Source organism: Chryseobacterium sp. 14P4.3.2, assembly GCF_057799275.1.
In genome coordinates, this window is the sequence record NZ_JBYOKO010000006.1 from 95,698 (window position 1) to 120,659 (window position 24,962).

Consider the following 24,962-nt stretch of genomic DNA (forward strand, 5'->3'; position numbering starts at 1 on the left):
TTTAAAAAAAAGTGTAGATTATACTGACTTTAGTCCGGTTCATGTTGCCTATTAAAATGCGAGAACTCAAAATGTTATTAACTGTATTTTATACAGACCGGTAAAGAAGTCATAATACGATCAAATATTTTTAGTCTACCTTTAATATTGAAAGACTTCTATTATGAATATTTATAAGGATTACATCAAAGAAATTGAAGAAAGAAAAAACCAGGGGCTTAATCCGAAGCCTATCGATGGTTCTGAATTACTAAGCGAAATCATTACGCAAATTAAAGATTCAGGTAATGAACATCGAGCAGACTCTCTTAACTTTTTTATTTATAACACGCTGCCGGGAACGACAAGTGCTGCCGGGGTAAAAGCTAAATTTTTAAAGGAGATCATCCTTGGTGAATCCTTGGTAGAAGAAATCACTCCGGCTTATGCATTTGAGTTATTATCTCACATGAAAGGAGGACCTTCCATTGATGTATTGCTGGATCTTGCATTAGGTAACGATCCTGCTGTTGCTAAAGAAGCAGCAAACGTTCTTAAGACACAGGTTTTCCTTTATGACGCTGATACAAATCGTCTGAAAGAAGCATTTGAAAGCGGTAATGAAATCGCAAAAGAAATTGTTGAAAGTTATGCACAGGCTGAGTTTTTCACTAAACTGCCGGAAGTTGCTGAAGAAATAAAAGTAGTTACTTATATCGCCGGTGAAGGAGACATTTCTACGGATTTACTTTCTCCCGGTAACCAAGCTCACTCAAGATCTGACCGTGAACTTCACGGTAAATGTATGATCACTCCTCAGGCGCAGGAAGAAATCAAAGCTTTACAGGCGCAGCATCCGGACGCAAGCGTAATGCTTATTGCTGAAAAAGGAACGATGGGTGTAGGTTCATCAAGAATGTCAGGAGTAAATAATGTGGCTCTTTGGACCGGTAAACAAGCTAGTCCATATGTACCATTCGTAAATATTGCTCCAATTGTTGGAGGTACAAACGGTATTTCTCCAATCTTCCTTACTACAGTTGACGTTACCGGAGGTATCGGTATTGATCTTAAAAACTGGGTGAAGAAACTGGATGAAAACGGAAACGCTGTTCGTAATGAAAATGGAGATGTAGTTCTTGAAGAAGCTTATTCAGTAGCAACAGGAACTGTATTAACCATTAATACAAAAACACAGAAATTATATAACGGCGATAAGGAATTAATTGACCTTGCTAAGTCTTTCACTCCTCAAAAGATGGAATTCATCAAAGCGGGAGGATCTTACGCTATCGTATTCGGTAAAAAATTACAGACATTTGCTGCTCAACTTTTAGGCATTGAAGCTCCAGCTGTCTTTGCTCCTTCAAAAGAGATTTCTCACGAAGGACAAGGTCTTACTGCTGTAGAAAAAATCTTTAACAGAAATGCTGTTGGAACAACTCCGGGGAAAGTATTACACGCCGGTTCTGATGTTCGTGTACAGGTTAATATTGTTGGTTCGCAGGACACAACAGGTCTTATGACTTCTCAGGAGCTTGAATCAATGGCTGCCACTGTGATTTCACCAGTTGTTGACGGTGCATATCAATCAGGATGTCACACCGCTTCCGTGTGGGATAAAAAAGCACAGGCTAATATTCCTAAACTAATGAAGTTTATGAACGAATTCGGTCTGATCACAGCTCGTGACCCTAAAGGGGAATATCATGCTATGACTGACGTAATTCACAAAGTTCTTAATGATATTACTGTAGACGAGTGGGCGATCATTATTGGTGGTGACTCACACACAAGAATGTCAAAAGGAGTTGCTTTTGGAGCTGACTCAGGAACAGTGGCCCTTGCATTAGCTACGGGTGAAGCATCTATGCCAATTCCTGAATCTGTAAAAGTAACTTTCAAAGGAAACATGAAAGAACACATGGATTTCCGTGATGTTGTTCATGCTACTCAGGCTCAGATGTTGAAGCAATTTGGAGGGGAGAACGTATTTCAGGGAAGAATCATTGAGGTTCACATCGGAACACTTCCTGCTGACCAGGCATTTACATTTACAGACTGGACTGCTGAAATGAAGGCAAAAGCTTCTATCAACATTTCTGAAGATAATACTTTGATCGAATCACTGGAGATCGCAAAAAGCAGAATCCAGATTATGATCGACAAAGGTATGGATAACAAAAACCAGGTTCTTCAAGGCTTGATCGACAAAGCTGATAAGAGAATTACAGAAATCAGATCAGGTGAAAAACCTGCTTTGACTCCGGATTCAAATGCTAAATATTATGCTGAAGTAGTTGTAGATCTTGACATCATCGTAGAACCTATGATTGCTGATCCGGATGTAAACAATGAAGACGTTTCTAAGAGATATACTCACGATACTATCAGAGATCTTTCTTATTATGGTGGTGAGAAAAAAGTAGATCTTGGTTTCGTAGGATCTTGTATGGTTCACAAAGGAGACCTTAAGATTGTTTCACAAATGCTTAAAAACCTTGAAAAGCAACAAGGAAAAGTAGAATTCAATGCTCCTCTTGTAGTAGCAGCACCTACCTATAACATCATTGATGAATTAAAGGCAGAGGGAGACTGGGAAGTATTAGAGAAATATTCAGCTTTTGAATTTGATGACAATACTCCAAAAGGAGAGGCTCGCGTTGAATATAAAAATGTAATGTATCTTGAGCGTCCTGGCTGTAACCTTTGTATGGGTAACCAGGAAAAAGCTGCTAAAGGAGATACAGTACTGGCAACTTCTACCCGTCTTTTCCAGGGAAGAGTGGTTGAAGATTCTGAACGTAAGAAAGGAGAATCTCTGCTTGCCTCTACACCAGTAGTTGTTTTATCTGCTATTATCGGAAGAATTCCTAGCATAGATGAGTATAAAGCTGCCGTTGAAGGTATTGACCTGACCACTTTTGTACCTTCTATTAAGGAATTAACAAGTACAAGCGCTCACTAAGGGAATTAAAAAATAAGTCGTAAGACTATTAAACACTATAGAAATGGAAGATTTTGGTCCTTTAGGATTTAAAATCTTCCATTTTTTTTGTTTAGAATGCTTCTATTTTATGATAAATACGTTTTTTTTTCGACAAAATCCACAAAATAGAATCTATTTTTTCTTAAATTGAAAGTTATAAAATCTCTTGATTTAATAGTCAAAATCATCCCTATTTATGGATTATAGGAACGTTTTTTGATGTATAAAAAAAATGATTATTCTTTTTCTACATCAGAGAAAAAGACATTAACGGAAAAAGAACTAAACTAAATAAAATATGACTTTTGATATTGATATGATCAAAAAAGTGTACGAGCGCTACCCTGATAGAATTGCTGCGGCAAGACAAATCGTGGGAAAACCGCTTACACTTTCAGAAAAAATCCTTTATACCCACCTTTGGGAAGGGAATGCTACACAAGCCTATGAAAGAGGAAATTCTTATGTAGACTTTGCTCCGGACAGAGTAGCAATGCAGGATGCAACTGCGCAGATGGCGCTGCTTCAATTCATGCAGGCAGGAAAAACAAAAGTGGCTGTACCTTCAACGGCCCACGCCGATCACCTGATCCAGGCAAAAGTAGGCGCAGACAAAGATTTACAGGAAGGTATCAACAAAAACTCTGAGGTATTCAACTTCTTAAGTTCCGTATGTGATAAATACGGAATCGGATTCTGGAAGCCGGGAGCTGGTATTATTCACCAGGTTGTATTGGAAAATTATGCATTTCCCGGAGGGATGATGATTGGAACAGACTCACACACAGTAAATGCAGGCGGACTTGGAATGGTGGCTATTGGTGTAGGAGGTGCTGACGCAGTGGATGTAATGGCAGGAATGGCATGGGAACTAAAAATGCCCAAACTTATCGGTGTAAAATTAACCGGTAGAATGAACGGATGGACTTCTGCTAAGGATGTTATATTAAAGGTAGCAGGAATTCTTACTGTAAAAGGAGGTACAGGATGCATCGTAGAATACTTTGGAGAAGGAGCGGAATCTCTTTCTGCAACAGGTAAAGGTACGATCTGTAATATGGGTGCCGAAATTGGAGCTACAACTTCTACTTTCGGATATGATGATTCCATGAGAAGATATCTGGCTGCTACAGGAAGACAGGATGTAGTGGATGCAGCTGATAAAATAGCAGAACATTTAACAGGTGATGCTGAAGTATATGCCAATCCAGGACAGTATTTCGATCAATTAATCGAAATTAACCTTTCTGAATTGACTCCTCACTTAAACGGACCTTTCACTCCGGACTTAGCAACTCCGGTTGCTGAATTCAAAGCCAAAGCGGAAGCAAACGGATGGCCTCTGGAGGTTGAATGGGCGCTTATTGGCTCTTGTACCAACTCTTCTTATGAAGATTTGTCCAGAGCGGCTTCTATTGTAGAAGATGCGGTTGCCAAAGGAGTAAAACCTAAAGCAATTTTAGGGATTAACCCAGGTTCTGAGCAGGTAAAATTCACAGCGGAAAGAGACGGTTTCTTAGATTCTTTCAGAAAATTTGAAAACGCAAGAATCTTTACCAATGCTTGTGGGCCATGTATCGGACAATGGGACAGAGAAGGAGCCGAAAAAGGAGAAAAAAACTCTATTATTCACTCTTTTAACAGGAACTTTGCAAAAAGAGCTGACGGTAACCCGAATACTCATGCATTCGTAGCTTCACCGGAAATGGTAGCAGCTGTTGCAATTTCAGGTAGATTAGATTTTAATCCTATTACAGATACATTAACTAATGAAGCTGGTGAACAGGTAAAACTTGACGAGCCTAAAGGTTCTGAACTTCCTGCAAGAGGTTTCGCGGTAGATGATAACGGATATCAGGCACCTTCAGCAGATGGATCTGGTATTGTAGTTAACGTAAGCCCTACTTCAGACAGACTTCAGTTACTGGAAGAATTCCCTGCTTGGGATGGTAAAAATATTAAAGGAGCTAAAGTATTGATCAAAGCTTTCGGAAAATGTACAACTGACCACATCTCTATGGCTGGACCATGGCTGAAATACAGAGGTCACCTTGACAATATTTCAAACAACATGCTGATTGGAGCAGTAAATGCTTACAATATGGAAACCAATAAGGTTAAAAATGAATTAACCGGTGAATACGGTGAAGTTCCGGCTGTACAAAGAGCTTACAAGGCTGCAGGAGTTCCAACAATCGTTGTGGGAGACCAAAACTACGGCGAAGGTTCTTCAAGAGAACATGCTGCTATGGAGCCTAGGCATCTTGGTGTGAAAGCGGTACTGGTAAAATCATTTGCCAGAATCCACGAAACAAACCTTAAAAAACAAGGGATGCTGGGAATCACTTTCGCTAATGAAGCAGATTATGACAAAATCCAGGAAGATGACACTGTCAACTTCTTAGATCTTGATCAGTTTGCTCCGGGCAAACAGCTGGCTTTAGAATTTATTCACGCAGACGGAACCAAAGATATCGTCATGGCAAATCACACTTACAATGACCAGCAGATTGACTGGTTCAAGGCTGGTTCTGCTCTGAACTTAATTAAGCAACAGGAAAAATAAAATTAATTTGTTAGATTGATTAATAGAAAGACGGCTTCACCAGAAGTCGTCTTTCTTTATTTTAACCTGCTCAAAAGTTTGCTCTATAACTACCTCTTACCGGAATCTCACGTTCATCAACCCGGTCGTCAAAAACTTGTCCGTCAGCTAAGCCCGGCGTTAAAAAAGTATGGATCAATTCCTGATCAATTAATATAGAAATTTCCTCCTTCATCAGTATGAGATGAAGATAATAATCTGATGTATTTTTATAAAAACGAAATAAACCCAAATTTTCACCTAACTATCAATCAGTTAAATAAGCAACCCATTACGTATACATTCGGAAACCAATTAATTTAACTTTATCAGGAACTATTTTTTCCTCTATCAATATATAATGAATTTATTCTTCTACAGACAAAATTGTAATTTATACAATAGAATTGTTGTAACAAATTATATTTTTTAGCGTCTAACCCAATAGTAGTAAAAAACATTATGAAAAAAACTATATTCGCTTTATCACTCTTAAGTTTTGTTTTTGCCTTTTCACAGGAAAAAGATAATAATACATCTAAAGAGAAACAGATAGAAGGTGTTGTGATCACCAAAACTAAAAAAGCCGTTGAACAGAAAGCAGACCGAACTATTTTCGACTTTTCAGAGCAGCCTCAACTGAACAACGGAAATGTACTGGAAGGAATTAAAAAGCTTCCGGGGCTTGTAGCCACAGACATCGCAGGAATGATGTATCAGGGGAAAATGCTGGATGTTTATCTTAACGGAAGACCTTTAAATATTACTTCGAACGAGCTAAACTCTTTTCTGGAAGGAATGCCAGCCAACTCTGTAGAGAGGATTGAAGTGGTTACCCAGCCAGGTGCTGAATTTCCAGCAACTTCCGGAGGGGCCATCATGAACATCATTACGAATAAAAATGCCAATAAATACTTAACAGCTACTTATTCTGGAAATTATTCTTTCTCGAATTATGATAAGTATAGAAACAGGACAACCAACTCCCTTAATTTAAATGCAAGAAATAAGTTTTTCGGATGGCAGCTGAACGTGGGGCAAAATTACCGTGAAGGAATGTTGAATACACAACAGGACAATATTTTAAATGGTAATACGGATCGATTTTCCCGCGGATATTTTGCAAAATCAGGATTATCATTTGATTTAGGACAAGATAAATTACTCCTTAACTACGATATTTATCACAATAATAATGATAACTATACTCTGAGTCATGGTATTGGTGACAAAACACCGGATAAAAGCCCTCAGGGATTTTACTATAGGGATTATGAATTTAACACCTCAGATATTGCTCACACGAATACGGTAAGACAGGAAGCTGTAGTAACGTATCAGAAACGTTTCTTTGATAAATCTCAAAAACTGGATTTCCAGTTCGGATATACAAAGGCTTATACAAAGTTTGGGCAGGATAATGTATTTTTTGACAAAACTTTTGAAAAGCCAGAGGAAAAACTGCCAAGAGCCGTTCTCGGAAATACAGTGAATAACAATTCTGATATGAGGGTTGCTAATTTTAAGATCGATTATTCGCAGCCAATCAAACTTCTTGATGGTGGCAAAGTAAGCGCGGGAGGATTATACGAAAGACAGGATTTTGATACGGAAAGTTTTGGGCTTACCAATTTGAATTATCACAGACAAACAGCTTCTACTTATTTAGAATTTCAGGCTAAATTAAAAAAGTTTGATTTTACATTGGGAGCAAGAGCGGAAAACTATGATATCTATGGAATTACAAGAAAGGATAGTCTGGGAACGATTATACAGAAAGATCTGACTCCTTTTAAGAAATTTAAACTTTTCCCCAATGCCAGCGTACAGTACAACCTGATGAATCAGGTGAATATTTCTGCGAATTATAACAAAAAGATAAGCTTACCAAGTATTTCAGCTCTTAACCCCAATAATACAACCTTTGCAGGACCGAATACGCAGATCAATGGTAACCCAAATCTTCAGCCTACTATTTTTGATAATTATGAGCTGAAAATTTCTGCTTTTGATTATGCTTTTATTGGATATAGTGTAAGCTCGGCGAATAACCAGGTCGCACAGATCATTAGAAAAGACGGTAGAAATCTTTATAATGAACAGGTGAATATCTCAAATATGAAAATTCATAACTTCAATGTTGGACTTCCTGTTCCGTTTTTAATTTTCAGTAAGTCAATAGGGGAAATCATGAAGTCTAACTTCAATCCTGACAAAATGAATTTCATGTATATCTACGCAGGATATCAAAAGCATGAAATTGATAACCTCAACAACAAGGGGTTCTGGATTTTCAATATAATGACCCAGCTGCTTCTTCCAAAAGATATCAAACTGACAGCCAACTATAGCTATCTGACTCCTAAAGCAGGCTATTTTTACTTTACAGCGGAAAAACCTTTTAACAATAATGTAGATATTACATTAACGAAGAAGTTTATGAATAACCGTCTGACTGTATCTGTTTTTGCAAATGATATTTTCAACGGACAGGTGATGCAGGTACGTTCTAATCCTCCTTTGGGCGAGAGTGTAATGCTTAGAACCAAATATGATTCAAGAAACTTTGGGGTTTCAATCAATTACAAAATTCCTACGAAGAATAAACTGGCTAAGGAAGATGCAAATATTCTTAACAGTACTAAGAAAGAGGATAACGGAGGTGTAATGCAGCAAGGACAATAATTTTTTTATATCAAAATAAGATGAGGCAGTAATAATTTTACTGCCTCATTTTTTATATGTGAGAAATTGGTTTCATACAAAAGATACTTAAAAATCTATCGTTTGAAATCTCCAATTGAATGTATCAACAAGGGTAATCTGATTAAGGTTCACAGGAAGTTCTGTAATAATTTTCAGGGTCTGAAGTGCCATCATACTTCCTATTATTCCCGGTAATGCTCCTAAAACCCCAAGACTGTCACAATCGGGTACGTCTTCATCAAAAGGCGGATCGGGAAATATATCCCTCAGGTTTTTGCTTCCTTTATGATTGAATACCGCCAATTGTCCTGAGAATCCAAGAATACTTCCATACACTAATGTTTTTTTAAGTTTCACACAGGTGTCATTGACTAAATATCTTGTGGAAAAATTATCTGACCCATCTACTATAATATCATACTGAGAGAGTATTTCCGCTGCATTGGCGCTATTAATTTTTTGTTCAATTGCTACAAAATTAATCTGACGATTCAGGTTTTCTACAAAGTTTTTGGCACTTTTAACTTTTGCAGTTCCTACGCTATTTTCGGTATGTATAATCTGCCGGTTCAGGTTATGAAGTTCAACAAGATCAAAATCAGCGGCACCTAAAGTCCCGACTCCTGCAGCAGAGAGATATTGAATGATAGGGCTTCCAAGACCTCCTGCTCCTATAACAAGTACTTTTGAACCCATTATTCTCTTCTGACCTTCCAATCCTACTTCTTCAATAAATATCTGCCGGCTGTATCTTTTAAAAATATCTTCACTTGTCATTTCACTCAATTTAAATCACAATTCTAAACGTTAATAACCACTGTACACAGAATCCCAGTCTTTCATCACGGGATCATAGCCTGCTTTGCTGATCATGGTTTTAATGGCTTCCACACTTCTTTCATCACTGGTTTCAAACTGCTCCAAAGATTCTTTATCTACGGAATATCCTCCGGGATTGGTTTTTGATCCTGCACTCATTGCTGTTGCTCCCAGTGATACAATATTATTCCGGAATACTTCATTTTCTCTTGTGGATATTGATATTTCAAGGTCTTCATTCCAGATTCTGTAGGCACAGATTAACTGGAGTAAATCTTTATCTTCCATAATAAAATTGGGTTCTATAATTCCTTCTGCAGGCCGCAATCTCGGAAAGGAAACCGAAAATTTACTTTTCCAGTACTGCTTCTGTAAATAATCAATATGAAGTGCATTGAAAAAACTGTCTACACGCCAATCTTCCAATCCCAGTAAAACCCCCAATCCTATTTTATGAATACCCGATTGTCCTATTCTGTCCGGTGTGTCCAGACGAAAATGGAAGTTAGATTTTTTACCTTTCGGATGATATTCTTTATAGACTTCCTGATGATAGGTTTCCTGATATACCAATACAGAATGTACTCCTTCCTTATGCAGAATCCTGTATTCATCTTCCAGCAAAGGCTGTACTTCAATGGAAATATTGGAAAAGTGAGGTTTTAATAATCGGACAGCATTTTGAAAATACGGAACTCCTACTATTTTATTGGCTTCTCCACTTACCAGCAGTACATGATTAATCCCCTTTGATTTCAGGACTGAAGCTTCAATCATTAACTCCGTATCAGAGAGCGTTTTCCGTTTCAAAGGATTGTCTAAGCTGAATCCGCAATAGGTACAGATATTCTGGCATTCATTACTCAGATACAAAGGAGCGTACAGCTGAATAGTCTTTCCAAAGCGTTTTTGAGTAAGAGAACGCGTCATTTTTGCCATCATCTCCAATTCCCGGGAAGCCGCCGGTGAAAGTAGATTCAGAAAATCATCAATTGTTTTATTCTTTTTCTGAAGACTTTGATAAACGTCTGTTAAGCTTACCTTATTAAGCCTGTTCTTTACATCACTCCAGTTATATTGTTCAAAAACATCTTTAAAACTGTTCATCATTTTGGTTTTATTCAAATAAAAAAGAAGTAAGCGGGCTTGAAGCTTCTGCATGGTTTGCAATACTCCCTAGTCCCGATTCAAAAGCCCGTCTTCCGGCAATTACACCTTCCTTAAAAGCTACAGCCATGTTTAATGGGTTTCCTGCTACAGCAATGGCTGTATTAACAAGAACTGCATCAGCTCCCATTTCCATTGCTTTTGCTGCATCTGACGGGGCACCTATCCCGGCATCTACTACTACCGGAACATTGCTCTGGCTAATAATAATTTCCAGAAAATCCTGTGTTCTCAGTCCTTTATTCGTCCCTATCGGAGCTCCCAAAGGCATTACTACGGCAGTTCCTGCATCCTCAAGGCGTTTGCACAATACCGGGTCTGCATGGATATAGGGCATTACTACAAATCCTAATCTGGCAAGTTCTTCTGTAGCATAAAGTGTTTCTATGGGATCGGGTAATAAATATTTTGGATCCGGATGAATTTCAAGCTTTACCCAGTTGGTTTCAAGTGCTTCCCGAGCCAGCTGAGCGGCCAATACAGCTTCTTTAGCTGTTCTAGCACCTGAAGTATTGGGTAAAAGATGAACGTTTGTAGCTCTCAATGAGTCTAGCAAATCATCTTCTGCAGACTGTGCGTCAATTCTTTTGAGTGCCATAGTCACCATATCAGTTCCTGAAGCGACGACAGATGAGGTCATATCGTTGAGACTCCCGAATTTACCTGTTCCTAAAAATAGTCTGGATTCAAAAGTTCTTCCTGCTATTACTAATTTTTGATTTTTCATTTACAAATATTTATTTTTTTCTAAAGCCATATCCGGTCGTTAATTTCAACTGTTTTTGTTCAGTGAAATACTTCGTCAATAACGATTTCATATCATTGCTTTTTTCAAATCATTAATAATGGATGGCTGTCTAGTAATCTCACCAGAAATTGAAGCTCCGTAAATTCCGATCTCCTGTAATGGTAAAACATCATCCAGGGTAACACTGCCAATAGCAAAGATCTTTGGAATCTCCATCGATCTGTTTTTTAAATAATTAACAATTCCCAGATACCCCTCAAAGCCTAAAACAGGGCTCAGCTTTTCCTTCGTAGCAGTAAATCTCAGGGGCCCCAGACCTATATAATCACAGCGCTCATTAATTCTTTGAAGTATATCAGATATTGTATTGGCTGTTCCGCCAATGAATTTGTTTTCCCCTAAAATAAGTCTTGCTTCTTCTACAGAACCATCATTCAACCCCAAATGAACACCATCAGCATCTATATTTTTTACCAGCTGAACATGATCATTAATGATACAAACTGAATTATATTCTGAACATAATTTTTTTGATAATTCACAAAGGCTTATCAATTCATTTTCAGGAGCATTTTTCCATCGTACCTGCACCCATTGTATTCCGTGGTCTAAAGCTTTCCGGATATTGAATTCCTGTTCCTGTTTTGTGTTTCCCTGCGATATGTATTGTAATTTTTCCATGTTTATAAAGAATGTGTTCCGAGATTATAAAAGGGCATTTTTTATGCATTTTTTAAAACTATTTATTGGTTCTTCACTCTCCCAAACTGCCCCTAACAAAGCAACTCCATCCGCTCCGGCGTCCAAAGCCTCCTGAATATGGGCAAGATCAATTCCTCCCAGAGCAATCAGTTTTACATCAGGGTTCCTTCTGTGTTTTATACTCTCCAAAACTGTTGAATTTTCACCATATCCTTTTTTAGAAATACTTGGAAAGAACGGGCTTATGAAACTATATTCCCATTCTTTTCCCAAAGCATTGTAGGTGGTAATATCATGCACAGAAGTTGAGATGACATTTTCCTCTGTAAAAGGCCTTTGTTTTTCTTCAAGCCTGTCTATTTCTCTAAAATGAAATCTCGAAATCCCAAAATCTCTGCCCAGATCATAATGGGTATGGAGAACCAGCTGAGGATAAAATAAAGCATCAATCTTATTGAGATAGCCGATCATCTCCTGTAGAGCCATTTGAGGTTTTCTGATATGGAGCAGATCTAGCCCTTCCTGAAACATCTGGTTAACAGTGTCTATTTCATTTCGAACCTTCAGTTCAGGAGTGATAACAAGGATCATATATAGATTTCTTTTCCTTTTTCAATAAATTCCTGTGATTTATCCAGCATTCCTTTTTCTGCAGACTCCCTGATCTCCTGAGTAATTTTCATGGAACAGAATTTCGGTCCGCACATAGAACAAAAATGGGCAATTTTAGCCCCATCAGCGGGAAGAGTTTCATCATGATACGATCTTGCTGTTTCCGGGTCTAATGAAAGATTAAACTGATCTTCCCATCTGAATTCAAATCTGGCTTTACTTAAGGCATTATCTCTGTATTGCGCTCCAGGATGTCCTTTCGCCAAATCTGCAGCGTGTGCAGCCAGTTTATACGTGATCACTCCAACTTTTACGTCATCTCTGTTTGGAAGTCCTAAATGTTCTTTCGGTGTTACATAGCAAAGCATGGCACAACCAAACCATCCGATCATTGCAGCTCCAATTCCGGAAGTGATATGATCATAACCGGGGGCAATATCTGTAGTTAGAGGTCCTAGGGTATAGAATGGAGCTTCATGGCATTCTTCAAGCTGTTTCTCCATGTTTTCTTTAATCATATGCATAGGAACGTGTCCGGGACCTTCAATCATCACCTGTATATTGTGTTTCCATGCAATTTTTGTCAGTTCACCTAAAGTTTCCAGTTCTGCAAACTGAGCTGCATCATTGGCATCAGCAATAGAACCGGGACGCAGACCATCTCCCAGAGAGAAGGCAACATCATATTTTTTCATAATCTCACAGATCTCTTCAAAATGAGTATACAGGAAACTTTCTTTATGATGGTATAAGCACCATTTTGCCATAATAGATCCGCCTCTGGACACAATTCCTGTTACTCTATTGGCTGTCAAATGGATATAACGTAATAAAACTCCTGCATGAATCGTAAAATAAGAAACCCCTTGTTCAGCCTGCTCAATCAGAGTATCCCTAAAAACTTCCCATGTCAGATCCTCTGGTACTCCTTTCACTTTTTCCAGAGCCTGATAAATTGGAACGGTACCAATTGGAACCGGACTGTTTCTGATAATCCATTCTCTTGTCTCGTGGATATTCTTCCCTGTTGAAAGATCCATAATGGTATCAGCTCCCCATCGGCAAGCCCAAACTGCTTTTTCAACTTCCTCTTCGATACTTGATGAAACGGCACTGTTCCCGATATTAGCATTAATTTTCACCAAGAAATTTCTTCCGATGATCATCGGCTCACTTTCCGGGTGATTGATATTATTAGGAATAATAGCTCTTCCGGCAGCGATCTCATCTCTTACAAACTCCGGTGTAATCTTAGTTTTCGGTGTATTGGCTCCAAAGCTGTTTCCGGCATGCTGAAAAGCCATTTCTTTTGAAACAGATTCAAGCTGTTCTATTCTTTGGTTTTCCCTGATGGCAACATATTCCATTTCAGGAGTGATAATTCCCTGTTTTGCATAATACAGCTGGGTAAGTTGTTTTCCTTCCTGAGCCACCTTAGGCTGATGATCATATGCAAAACGCAGTTCGTCAAGACGAGGATCCGCCAGACGGGCTTTCCCGTATTCTGATGTAATTCCTTCCAGGATACTGACATCTTTTCTGTCCAGGATCCATTGCTCCCTTATTCTCGGAAGTCCCTTCTGAATATCAATTTCTGCGGTTTCATCGGTATAGGGGCCTGACGTATCATAAACCGTTACCGGAGCATTATGTTCAAAGCCTCCATTAGTAAGTTTGGTGGGACTAAGCTGTATTTCACGCATTGCTACACTGATAGGATGTATTTTCCCTTCAACATAGATTTTCTTTGAGTTCGGAAATGGCGAACACGTAATTGAATGAGCCATAAGTATTGGTATTAAATATGAGAATTAACCGCCTTGAGTGGCAGTAATGATTAAAACTGAATCTCTATCATTAAGGATGGTTTCTTCCCAGGCGGACAGCGGAATAATACGGTTGTTGAGCGCTACAGCAATACCCTTTTTCTTTCCGGGTAATTCAATAGCCAGTAAAGCTTCCAGATTTTCGGGAAGTATATCAAATGTTTTTCGGGTGTGGTTGATTATAAGTTCCATTCCTAATTATTTAAATACACTTTAGGAATGGCCATTATTGTACAATAGAATGTACAGCAAAAGTCATCAGCTTTTCCCTACGCTGGTATGATCCAGATCAGGTTCAAAGGGTAAAATCTCAGTCTGTTGATAACAGACACCCCTAAAGTCTGGGACGAAGTTAGTTATTTTTTAAGAATGCACAAAATTGAATTTACATTAAGTAAAAAACCATCCCGTAATTGAGATGGTTTAGTATTTTTGCCGCTGAATACATAAAAGTTTGATCAGCGTATCTTAGGGGGATAAAGTAATCGTTTTAATTTTCACAGGCTCTCCAAATAGCATCATTTTGCGGAACGGGAGCTGTAATTTCAATTTTTTCTTTAGTGACCGGATGAATAAACTCCAGTTTTCTTGCATGAAGATTAATTCCTCCATCAGGGTTGGAACGTGGAGAGCCATATTTTAAGTCTCCTTTTATTGGAACTCCGGTTTTTGATAGCTGAGCCCTGATCTGATGATGTCTTCCGGTTTCAAGATCAATTTCCAGCAGCAGATAATTATCTAATGTCTTAATAACATTATAGGTTAAAATCGCTTCTTTTGCTCCTTCTGTAACTTTAGTGAAAACAATGGCTTTATTATTCTTTTCGTTTTTCTTTAAATAATGAACCAGCCTTTGGGTCTGTGGAATGATTTCTTTTGCCACCACTGCCCAATATGTTTTCTTGATCTCCCGGTTTTTTACCATCTGAGTAAGACGGGAAAGAGCCTTGGAAGTTTTAGCATAAATGACCAATCCAGAAGTTGGGCGGTCTATACGATGAACTAAACCGAGAAAAACATTTCCCGGCTTAGCATCTCTTATTTTTATAAAATTCTTTATAGATTCTAATAGTGATTCATCACCGGTTTTATCACCTTGTACAAGCTGTCCGACTTTTTTATTAATCACCAGAAGATGGTTATCTTCATATATAATCTGCTCCTTCATAATTCTTCAGTCTATCTTCTTCTATTTGAAAGTGACAGGATAATCCCTCCCAGAAGGCCAATTGTTTTAACGGCTGAAAGTTTTGAATCTTCAGGTATAAATGCTCCCAATACACAAATAGCTGCTGCTGCATACATGGCATACACAAAGTTCTTATTGGTAAGCAGCGGAGCCTGAATAAAGAAACTGGCGCCTATGAGAACGTAAAAAATTTTTCTTGAAAGTAAATGATTGATTTCCGGAGAAAATAAATTAAACCAGCCTACAGCAAGACAGATCAATGCTAATATGGATAATATTCCCTGGATAGATTGTTGTTGGTTTTGCATGTGGATTAGTAACTTTCGTTTTCATTAGGAAATTCTACACTCTTCACATCTTTTACATATTGAGCAACAGCTCCTGTAATTTCTGTGTAAAGGTCAAGGTATCTTCTTAAAAATTTGGGACTGAAACCTTTGTTCATCCCTACCATATCATGATACACCAAAACCTGACCGTCACAATCTGCACCTGCACCAATACCGATCGTAGGAATAGAAATGCTTTCTGTTACTCTTTTAGCTAATTCAGCAGGAATCTTCTCTAAAACCACAGAAAAACAGCCTAGTTCTTCCAAAAGCTGTGCATCAGCAATCAATTTTTCTGCTTCAGCTTCTTCTTTTGCTCTTACCTTATAAGTTCCGAATTTATAAATAGACTGTGGAGTTAACCCCAAATGTCCCATTACCGGAATACCTGCATTGATAATTTTCTTGATTGATTTGGAAATTTCTTTACCTCCTTCAATCTTTACTGCATGAGCTCCCCCTTCTTTCATCATTCTTACGGCAGATTCAAGCGCTTTTTCGGGATTACTCTGATAAGTTCCGAAAGGTAAGTCTGCTACTACTAAGGCTCTGTCGGTTCCCCTTACCACACTTTGAGCATGATAAATCATTTGATCCAGCGTAATAGGTAATGTAGTTTCAAAACCAGCCATTACATTCGCTGCAGAGTCTCCAATCAAAATTGCGTCTACTCCACCTGCATCTACCATCTTAGCTGTGGTAAAATCATAGGCGGTAAGCATTGTGATTTTTTCCTTGTCGAATTTCATTTTACGCAAGGTTTCAGTCGTAACTTTTTTAATTTCAGAGTGAACAGACATAATTTATCTATTTTTAAAAGTTAAAAAGTCGGCCTATAGCCGACTTAAGTTTTGTATGATTTTTATAAAACTACGTGACCGAGTTTCATTAGTTTATCGTGATTCAGAATTTTGATGTTTCTTCCATCTACTTCGATGAGGCTATCCTGCTTGAACTCCGAGATCAAACGGATAGCACTTTCTGTAGCTGTACCAATGATGTTTGCGATCTCTTCTCTTGTCAATGAGATTTTGATAAATCCTTCAGGATCAACTCCGAGCTTCTGTTCCAGAAGCAACAGAATTTCAGCCAGCCTTTCCCGTACAGTTTTCTGCGCCAGAAAAGTGATAGTATTGGAAGATTCTCCTAATTCGTATGAAATTTTTTGAAGCATTACGAAAGACAGTTGTGGATCTATCTCCAAAAGATACATGAATATATCTGCGGGTAAGAAAACACATTCTATATCTGTCATTGCTTCTGCTTTGGCTTGGAAATTTTCCCCGCAAAGCAAAGAACGATAGCCGATGATATCCCCTTCTTTGATAAATCTTAAAATCTGATCTTTCCCGAAGGCACCTGATTTCGAAAGTTTAGCGGCTCCTTTTTCAAGAACAAACACTCCTTTCGGAGTTTCTCCATCCTCAAAAATAGTATCGTGTTTCTGAAAACTCAATCTTTTTTTACCGTTAATATACTTCTCAAAATCTGTGCTGGAAAGTCTTTCCTTAAATGATTTATCATTAAAAACTTTGGCGAACCTCTCTTCAATTGCTATCTGTTGTTCCTGCGGCATTTTATATGATATTTATCACAAAAATAGAACTTTTTAACACGATAAACAAAAAAATTTGTTATAATTTTGTAGTTCAATATTTTATGGGGTGAGCGAGAACTGTTTTCATTGTGGTCAAGGTATAGAAAAAGAGCGGATTTTATTTAACGAAAAAATTTTCTGCTGTAACGGCTGTAAGTCCGTTTATGAAATTCTGAATTTAAATAATTTAAGTAATTTTTACGAACTGAATAAAGGGGCAGGAATTCGTCCGGGTGATGAAAACTCCACTCAGTTTGATTATTTGGATACTCCGGAAATCTTTGAAAAAGTCACTGATTTCTCAGAAGGAAGTACAAGTCTTGTCACCTTCAAGATCCCTGTAATACATTGTTCTTCATGCATCTGGCTATTAGAAAGCCTTCATACTTTAAATAAACACATCAAATATTCTCAGGTTAATTTCACCAGAAAGACTTTGCAGATTTCTTTCAACCATAATGATCTGAAATTAAGCCAACTCGCCAACTTCTTAACCAATCTCGGGTACAAACCTGTCATCAGTCTTGAAACAGCAGAAAAAAATGTTGACCATCTTGATAAATCTCTGCTTGTAAAATTTGCTATTGCAGGTTTTGCTTTTGGAAATGGAATGTTTTTGGCCTTCCCTGAATATGTAGGGGGAGAAGACTACTGGATGGAACATTATAAAGGGCTCTTCAGAACATTGATGTTCCTGCTGGCATGCCCTGTTGTATTCTACTCTGCTTCAGACTACTACAAATCCGCATGGTACGGATTAAAAAATAAAATCGTCAACATCGATGTCCCTATTGTATTGGGAATATTTGTTCTTTTTGGAAGAAGTATCTATGAAGTGGTTACTAATTATGGCCCTGGATATTTTGATACGCTGTGCGGGCTTCTTTTCTTCATGCTGATGGGGAAAATATTCCAGAAAAGAACTTACAGCGCTCTTTCATATGACAGAGATTATAAATCTTTCTATCCAATTGCGGTTACAAAAGTAGATTTTGAAGGGAAACAGCAGAACATTTTGCTTTCAGAAGTTAAAGTGGGAGACCGTATCTTAGTTAGAAATCAGGAAATCATTCCTGTAGACGCTATCCTTATTAACGGGGAAGGAAATATTGACAATAGCTTTATCACCGGAGAGAGTGAAAGCATCAGCAAGCAGCCTGGGGATAAAATCTTCGCAGGAGGTAAACAGATTGGATCTTCACTGGAACTGGAAGTCATAAAAGATGTAGACCAGAGCTACCTAACTCAGCTTTGGAATAAGGAAGCTTTTAAGAAGCATGAAACAGGACTTGACACACTGACAAACAACATCAGTAAGTACTTCACGTTCATCATTTTAGGCATTGCTCTGATTTCCGGAATATACTGGTCATTTGTCGATCTGGAGAAAATGTTTCAGGTCATTTCAGCCATTCTGATCATTGCCTGTCCATGTGCGCTTGCTCTATCCGCGCCTTTCACATTCGGACACATTATGAGGATTTTAGGCCGAAATAAGTTCTATGTAAAAGATACGTTAACGATTGAAAAAATCGCAAAACTGGACACTATTGTTTTCGACAAAACAGGAACAATTACCCACAGAAAAAAATCAAACATTAAGTATGAGGGTATTGAAATTAATGAATTTGATTTATTAAACATCAAAACTCTGCTAAAAAACTCTAATCACCCGCTTTCAAAATCCCTGTATGAGTTCATTGAGGAAAGTGATGATTATTTCCCGGTGGAAAACTTTGTGGAAATATCAGGGAAGGGATACGAGGCAAGTGTAAGAGGAAACGTATATAAAATTGGTTCAGCACGTTACAACGCCCAGCAACCCATGAATCTTGAAACAGCTGTTTATATCAGCAAAAACGATCAGTTTATAGGAAAATTCATCTTCAAAAATGAATACCGCCCCAAACTTAAAGATCTGTTCACCAAACTTGCTCACTACAATATATTCATTCTTAGTGGAGACAATTCTTCGGAAGAAAAACAACTTAAGGAGCTTATTCCAAATTACAAAGGAATGGCCTTTAATCAAAGCCCGGAGGATAAACTGAATTATATAAAAAATCTTCAGGACCAGCATATGAAAGTAGCCATGCTTGGCGACGGGCTCAATGATGCAGGAGCTTTAAAACAAAGTAACGTAGGTATTGCTATTGCAGATGATACCAACAGCTTTACTCCGTCCTCTGACGTGATCATGAATGGCGAAAAAGTAGTTACGCTCGATAATTATCTGAACGTTTGTAAAGGATCTATCAATATTGTGAAAATGACATTTATAATCAGTTTTCTTTACAATATCATTGGGTTAAGTTACGCAGTTACAGGGCATATGCACCCGCTATTTGCCGCTATCATCATGCCAGCCAGCTCTATTACGGTAGTTACCTTTACGACAGTTTCAACCTGGATTTTAGGCCGCAAACATTTCAAAAAACAGGCTTAAACGCCCTTATTTAGACTGATTTTAAATTAGCTGAAATCGGCATTTCGTGATGAATGTCATTATTTTTCACTAAATTTGAACCCCGAAAATAGGTTAATTTTGTTGTCCAATGGATATTCTATATTTAATGATCCTCTGCAGTGTTTCTTTAGCTGCGATTTTCTTGGTCGTATTTATAGTGTATGCCCGAAAAGGACAGTTTGAAGATGATGAATCTCCTGCTGTCAGAATCCTTTTTGATGATGAAAGAGTCAAAGAAAATGATGAAAGCGGCAACAAAGATAAAGACGAAAAAGAAATAGGAGAAAATAATAAAAATTGAGAAAAATAGTGAATAGTTGATATGGAAACACAAAAGTTTAGTTATGACAATAGTATTGTCCGTGCGTTCCTTTATGCGACCTTAGTTTTCGGTCTCATAGGATTTACGTTCGGGCTTACGGCGGCATTAATGCTTTTCTACCCTGAATTACCTGAATTCTTCTTCGGGACAGATGATACAACCATTAAGAGTTTGGCATCTGGTAATATTCAAGGGTTAATAAACACTCATGGTGCATTTGGTTTTGGTAGAATCAGAATGTTGCACACCAATACAGTAATCTTTGCATTCGTTTGTAACATCGTTTACACGGGTATTTATTACTCATTACAAAGATTATTGAAAACAAGAATGTACAGTGATACATTGTCTTGGTTACATTTCTGGACTTGGCAGTTTATGATCGTTGCTACGTTCGTTACGTTCTTTATGGGGATTAACACTTCTAAAGAATATGCTGAACACGAGTGGCCGATCGACATATTGATTGCATTCTCATGGATCATTTTCGGGATCAACATGTTCCTGACTATTTCGAAGAGAAGAGTAAGACACCTTTATGTAGCGATTTGGTTCTACATTGGTACTTGGATTGCTGTGGCAATGCTACACATCTTCAATAACCTAGAGGTACCTTTATCTTTCACTGGCTGGAAATCTTATTCAGCATATGCGGGAGTAAAAGATGCAATTGTACAGTGGTGGTACGGGCACAATGCGGTTGCATTCGTATTGACAACTCCGGTACTTGGTTTGATGTATTACTTCCTTCCGAAGGCAGCAGACAGACCGGTATTCTCTTATAAACTGTCTATTATTCACTTCTGGTCATTAATTTTCGTATATATCTGGGCTGGTCCTCACCACCTTCAGTATACAGCTCTTCCAGCATGGGCGCAGGCGGTAGGAACAGGTTTCTCTATCATGCTTATTGCACCTTCCTGGGGAGGTATGTTAAATGGTCTTCTTACATTAAGGGGAGCTTGGGATAAAGTAAGAGAAAATCCTATCCTTAAGTTTTTCGTAGTAGCTGTTACCTGTTATGGTATGGCAACGTTTGAAGGTCCGCTTTTAGCAACTAAAAACATCAACAAAATTGGTCACTTTACTGACTGGGTTATCGGTCACGTTCACTTAGGAGCTCTTGGATGGAATGGTTTCATGGCATTCGGGGTTATCTATTACCTGGTACCAATTATGTGGAGAACAAAAATTTGGTCTGTAAAATTAGCTAACTGGCATTTCTGGTTAGGTACTTTAGGAATTATCTTCTATGCAGTACCAATGTATATTTCAGGATTCACACAGGGATTAATGTGGAAACAGTTCAACCCGGATGGAACACTATTGTGGAAAAACTGGTTGGATACAGTAACGGCTATTATCCCTTACTTCAAAATGAGATTCGTAGGAGGTTTATTCTATATCTCAGGATCTATCCTAATGATCGTAAACGTAATTGCTACGGTAAGAAAAGGATCATTCCAGAAAGAAGTTCCTGCTGAAGCTCTTGCATTAGCTAATATCAGCAAAAACAGAAAAGAAGGAGAGGGAACTCACCTTTGGTTGGAAAGAACTCCTGTATTATTGGGAATTCTATCTTTCATCACGATATCTATTGGTAGTTCAATTGAAATCATCCCTACACTATCTCTTAAGAAAAGTGTACCTACGATTTCTGCAGTGAAGCCTTATTCGCCGCTTGAACTGGAAGGTAGAGATATCTATATCCGTGAAGGATGTAACGCTTGCCACTCTCAGATGATCAGACCGTTCAGGGATGAGATTACGAGATTCAACGGTAAAAACGGACAATATTCTAAAGCTGGAGAATTCATCTATGACAGACCATTCTTATGGGGATCTAAGAGAACAGGACCAGATTTACATAGAGAAGGAGGAAAGAACCCAAGTTCTTGGCACTACAAACACATGTATAACCCAAGATCTACTTCTGCAGGTTCTATTATGCCACGTTACCCTTGGTTGATCGCTACTGATTTAGACAGAACTAAAATGGTAGACAAAATGAAGTTGATGAAGAATGTATTTGATGTACCTTATACTAAGGCTCAGATCGATTCTGCAGACAATTGGGCAAACAACCAATCGGCAAAAATTGTTAAAGATATCTTCTCTGAAGCAAATGACTTGAAACTGGCTTATGCCAAGAGACCTCAGGGAGAATTAGAGAAAAAAGAAATTGTAGCTCTTATTTCTTATCTTCAGAGACTGGGAACAGATATCAAAACAACTGAAATAAAAACAGCAAGTAATAACTAAACATTAAAAGGTTCATATGATTCCTCAGAACTTTAAAGATATATTATCCAATACAGAAAACGCTGGTCTCTACCAGACGCTGGCTCTGATTTTCTTTATGCTTTTTTTTGTAGCTCTAGTAATCTATGTTTTTAGCAGACCTAAAAAATATTACAAAGAGGAAGAAGAAGCGCCCCTTGGGGATGATGAAGATGACGATTTTAATTTAAAAAATTAAACTATTTTTTATGAAACAAAGAACACCTGTTGTCGTAAACATCTTAATAATAATAGGACTTTTAATAGTTTTTTATTATTTGTTTGTACAAAGCTACGCGTTCCTAGCTTCGCCTTACTTCTGGGGAACAGTGGTGATCGCTGGTATCTTAGCTTATATTCACAGTGCTATCGGAGACCTTATTGAGAACAACAAATTCAAAAAATTATCTCCGGAAGAAAAAGCAGCTTATTTAGCTGAAAAGAAAGTTCCTTTCTTAAGAAGAATGTACGATGCAGCATTCAAAAAGCAATCTGAAACTGAAGAAAAGGATATCCTTATCGACCACGGTTTCGACGGAATTATGGAATTAGACAACCAATTACCAAAATGGTGGGTAGGTTTATTCTATTTTGGGACTGCTTTTTGTATTGTATATATTGCAGCTTTCTCTTTCACAGATTTCGCACACCCGTTGAGCGAATATGAGAAAGAATACAAAGAGCAATTAGCAAGCATTATAGAATATCAAAAAACTCAGCCTCCTGTAACGATTGAAACAGCAAAATATTCAGCTGATAATATCGCAGAAGGTAAAGAATTGTTCAAAACAAACTGTGCATCTTGCCACAAGGAAGACGGAAGTGGAGGTATTGGTCCAAACCTTACCGATAACTACTGGATCAACCAGCCGGAGAAAACATTATTTAAAAACGTTTTCCATATGGACTGGAATGGTTCTCCTACTAACCCTGCGATGAGAGCATTCGGTAAAAACGGAGAAGTTTCAGGTGCAGAGATTGAAAAGATTGCAGCGTATGTATATCACATCAATCAGGAGCAACCGCCAGTGACTCCGGCTCAGGGAGGAGCAGCTCCTCAGGGGACTGAAGCACATTGGGAAAAAGAATAATTTAGAAAATTAGAAACATATGAAAAAAACATAATTTGTTATTACCTTAAAAATAGTAACGAATTATGTTTTTTCTTTTTTAAACACATTTACAATATGTCAGACATAGAAGAAATAGAAGTACGAGGCGGACAGGGACAGGTTCTGGACCCTGAGACTTACAGAGATTCTATAGGGACAATGGAGCAATCCGGTAAAAGAAGATGGGTATTCCCAAGAAAACCTAAAGGGAAGTATACCAACTATAGAAATCTGGTAAGCTATGCTTTACTAATCATTTATTTTTCATTACCGTTCATCAAGATTAATGGTAATCCTTTATTGTTATTCAATGTAATAGACAGGGAGTTTTTCATCTTTGGACAGCCTTTCTATCCTCAGGATTTTTTCATCCTTACTATGGGTGCTATCGCATCTTTAATCTTCATTATTGTTTTTACGATTGCGTTCGGAAGAATTTTCTGCGGGTGGATTTGCCCTCAGACAATTTTTATGGAATCGATCTTCCGTAAAATAGAATATCTGATTGAAGGTGACCGAAACAAGCAAATGAAGCTGGACAGACAGGAGTGGAATACAGAAAAGATCTGGAAGAGAAGTTTAAAATGGTCTGTTTACGTAGTGATCTCATTGATTATCACTCACTTTATGTTTATGTATATTGTGGGATATGAGCAGGTATTTAAAATTGTATCCGAAGGGCCATTTACACACCCTACCAATTTTATCGTAATGATTCTTCTTACCGCTGCATTCTACTTTGTATTTGCATGGTTCAGAGAGCAGGTTTGTACATTGGTTTGTCCATACGGTAGACTTCAGGGAGTATTGATAGACAAAGATACGATCAATGTTTTCTATGATTTTAAAAGAGGGGAAAACAGATCAAAATGGAGAAAAGGAGAAGACAGGAAAGCCGCAGGTAAAGGAGACTGTATTGATTGCCACCAATGCGTAGTGGTATGTCCTACAGGAATTGATATCCGTGACGGACAGCAGCTGGAATGTGTGAACTGTACAGCCTGTATAGATGCCTGTGATGAAGTAATGGAAAAAGTAGGTCTTCCTAAAGGACTGGTGAGATATGCTTCTGAGAACGAAATTGAGAAAGAAATTCCGTTTAAGTTTACAGGAAGAATGAAAGGATTTGCCGTATTTTTATTATTTCTGGTTGGATTCCTGGGATATCTTCTGTACAGCCGCGGGGAAATGGAAGCTAAATTTATTAAGCCTGCAGGAAGTACATTCTTTGTAAAAGACGGTAAGATTACAAATACCTATAACTATACGTTCCTGAACAAAACCAATGACAAGAAAATAGTTACCATAAAAGTAATAGATCCTTCTCACGGTGAAATCACGTATAGTGCTTCAAGCAAAATTCAGGTAGACAGGGACAAAATTTCTAAAGGGACAATTAATATCAGCTTTCCGGAAGATGATATGAAACTCTCTAAACAAAATATTACTATTGGCGTTTATGATATGAAAGGTAAACTGATTGATTCATACCAGACATATTTTGAAGGACCATTCAAACTACAATTTTAATTTA

At 37.9% G+C, this 24,962-nt stretch carries 20 protein-coding genes and 1 riboswitch; of the genes, 9 read left to right on the forward strand and 11 right to left on the reverse strand.

Features of this window, described 5'->3' with window-relative positions; translation table 11 throughout:
- Positions 1-163 precede the first annotated feature (163 nt).
- The 3 genes from AC27VX_RS11095 to AC27VX_RS11105 all read left to right on the forward strand — a co-directional run bounded on the left by AC27VX_RS11095 (position 164) and on the right by AC27VX_RS11105 (position 8,237).
- Complete coding sequence (locus tag AC27VX_RS11095; protein ID WP_236856422.1) at positions 164-2,947, forward strand: bifunctional aconitate hydratase 2/2-methylisocitrate dehydratase; 2,784 nt, start codon at positions 164-166, stop codon at positions 2,945-2,947.
- Between the two features lie 319 nt (positions 2,948-3,266).
- Positions 3,267-5,534 (forward strand): aconitate hydratase, encoded by a 2,268-nt coding sequence (locus tag AC27VX_RS11100; RefSeq protein WP_488695592.1) that lies wholly within the window; start codon positions 3,267-3,269, stop codon positions 5,532-5,534.
- 480 nt (positions 5,535-6,014) lie between these two features.
- On the forward strand, positions 6,015-8,237 hold the full coding sequence (locus AC27VX_RS11105) for a TonB-dependent receptor domain-containing protein (protein ID WP_236856424.1): 2,223 nt from the start codon (positions 6,015-6,017) through the stop codon (positions 8,235-8,237).
- Between the two features lie 87 nt (positions 8,238-8,324).
- Here the strand turns inward: AC27VX_RS11105 and AC27VX_RS11110 are convergent, their stop codons facing one another.
- The 11 genes from AC27VX_RS11110 to AC27VX_RS11160 all read right to left on the reverse strand — a co-directional run bounded on the left by AC27VX_RS11110 (position 8,325) and on the right by AC27VX_RS11160 (position 17,226).
- Positions 8,325-9,035 (reverse strand): HesA/MoeB/ThiF family protein, encoded by a 711-nt coding sequence (locus AC27VX_RS11110; RefSeq protein WP_236856425.1) that lies wholly within the window; start codon positions 9,033-9,035, stop codon positions 8,325-8,327.
- Positions 9,036-9,065: 30 nt separating this feature from the next.
- A complete protein-coding gene (gene thiH, locus AC27VX_RS11115; RefSeq protein ID WP_236859538.1) occupies positions 9,066-10,184 on the reverse strand; it encodes a 2-iminoacetate synthase ThiH in 1,119 nt (372 codons plus the stop codon).
- A gap of 10 nt (positions 10,185-10,194) precedes the next feature.
- Complete coding sequence (locus tag AC27VX_RS11120; protein ID WP_488695595.1) at positions 10,195-10,971, reverse strand: thiazole synthase; 777 nt, start codon at positions 10,969-10,971, stop codon at positions 10,195-10,197.
- A gap of 87 nt (positions 10,972-11,058) precedes the next feature.
- A complete protein-coding gene (locus tag AC27VX_RS11125; protein ID WP_488695597.1) occupies positions 11,059-11,673 on the reverse strand; it encodes a thiamine phosphate synthase in 615 nt (204 codons plus the stop codon).
- Between the two features lie 24 nt (positions 11,674-11,697).
- Positions 11,698-12,285, reverse strand: a complete 588-nt coding sequence (locus tag AC27VX_RS11130; RefSeq protein ID WP_488695599.1) for a thiamine phosphate synthase — start codon at positions 12,283-12,285, stop codon at positions 11,698-11,700.
- Positions 12,282-14,093: a phosphomethylpyrimidine synthase ThiC gene (gene thiC / locus AC27VX_RS11135; RefSeq protein WP_300690281.1), complete on the reverse strand. Its 1,812-nt coding sequence runs from the start codon at positions 14,091-14,093 to the stop codon at positions 12,282-12,284. The genes AC27VX_RS11130 and thiC overlap by 4 nt, the downstream gene beginning before the upstream one ends.
- A 24-nt stretch (positions 14,094-14,117) precedes the next feature.
- Positions 14,118-14,324 (reverse strand): sulfur carrier protein ThiS, encoded by a 207-nt coding sequence (thiS, locus tag AC27VX_RS11140; protein ID WP_488695601.1) that lies wholly within the window; start codon positions 14,322-14,324, stop codon positions 14,118-14,120.
- 57 nt (positions 14,325-14,381) lie between these two features.
- Positions 14,382-14,478, reverse strand: a riboswitch (TPP riboswitch).
- A 144-nt stretch (positions 14,479-14,622) separates the two neighbouring features.
- A complete protein-coding gene (locus AC27VX_RS11145; protein ID WP_236856431.1) occupies positions 14,623-15,300 on the reverse strand; it encodes an RluA family pseudouridine synthase in 678 nt (225 codons plus the stop codon).
- A gap of 11 nt (positions 15,301-15,311) precedes the next feature.
- A complete protein-coding gene (locus AC27VX_RS11150) occupies positions 15,312-15,629 on the reverse strand; it encodes a hypothetical protein (RefSeq protein ID WP_236856432.1) in 318 nt (105 codons plus the stop codon).
- Positions 15,630-15,634: 5 nt separating this feature from the next.
- Positions 15,635-16,450, reverse strand: coding sequence for a 3-methyl-2-oxobutanoate hydroxymethyltransferase (gene panB / locus AC27VX_RS11155; protein WP_236856433.1), 816 nt, complete (start codon positions 16,448-16,450; stop codon positions 15,635-15,637).
- Between the two features lie 62 nt (positions 16,451-16,512).
- The gene (locus AC27VX_RS11160) at positions 16,513-17,226 is read right to left on the reverse strand and encodes a Crp/Fnr family transcriptional regulator (RefSeq protein ID WP_236856434.1); all 714 of its coding nucleotides are present in this window, start codon (positions 17,224-17,226) and stop codon (positions 16,513-16,515) included.
- An 88-nt stretch (positions 17,227-17,314) separates the two neighbouring features.
- On the opposite strand from AC27VX_RS11160, the gene AC27VX_RS11165 reads away from it, so the two are divergent.
- The 6 genes from AC27VX_RS11165 to ccoG all read left to right on the forward strand — a co-directional run bounded on the left by AC27VX_RS11165 (position 17,315) and on the right by ccoG (position 24,958).
- On the forward strand, positions 17,315-19,693 hold the full coding sequence (locus AC27VX_RS11165; protein ID WP_236856435.1) for a heavy metal translocating P-type ATPase: 2,379 nt from the start codon (positions 17,315-17,317) through the stop codon (positions 19,691-19,693).
- A 109-nt stretch (positions 19,694-19,802) separates the two neighbouring features.
- The gene (ccoS, locus tag AC27VX_RS11170; RefSeq protein ID WP_124535806.1) at positions 19,803-20,015 is read left to right on the forward strand and encodes a cbb3-type cytochrome oxidase assembly protein CcoS; all 213 of its coding nucleotides are present in this window, start codon (positions 19,803-19,805) and stop codon (positions 20,013-20,015) included.
- A gap of 21 nt (positions 20,016-20,036) precedes the next feature.
- Positions 20,037-22,298 (forward strand): cytochrome-c oxidase, cbb3-type subunit I, encoded by a 2,262-nt coding sequence (gene ccoN / locus AC27VX_RS11175; RefSeq protein WP_488695605.1) that lies wholly within the window; start codon positions 20,037-20,039, stop codon positions 22,296-22,298.
- Positions 22,299-22,314: 16 nt separating this feature from the next.
- On the forward strand, positions 22,315-22,515 hold the full coding sequence (locus AC27VX_RS11180) for a cbb3-type cytochrome oxidase subunit 3 (protein ID WP_062652071.1): 201 nt from the start codon (positions 22,315-22,317) through the stop codon (positions 22,513-22,515).
- A 10-nt stretch (positions 22,516-22,525) separates the two neighbouring features.
- Entirely contained in the window at positions 22,526-23,407 is an 882-nt protein-coding gene (locus AC27VX_RS11185) for a cbb3-type cytochrome c oxidase N-terminal domain-containing protein (protein WP_236856438.1), read from the forward strand.
- 96 nt (positions 23,408-23,503) lie between these two features.
- A complete protein-coding gene (gene ccoG, locus AC27VX_RS11190) occupies positions 23,504-24,958 on the forward strand; it encodes a cytochrome c oxidase accessory protein CcoG (protein ID WP_236856439.1) in 1,455 nt (484 codons plus the stop codon).
- Positions 24,959-24,962: the final 4 nt, after the last annotated feature.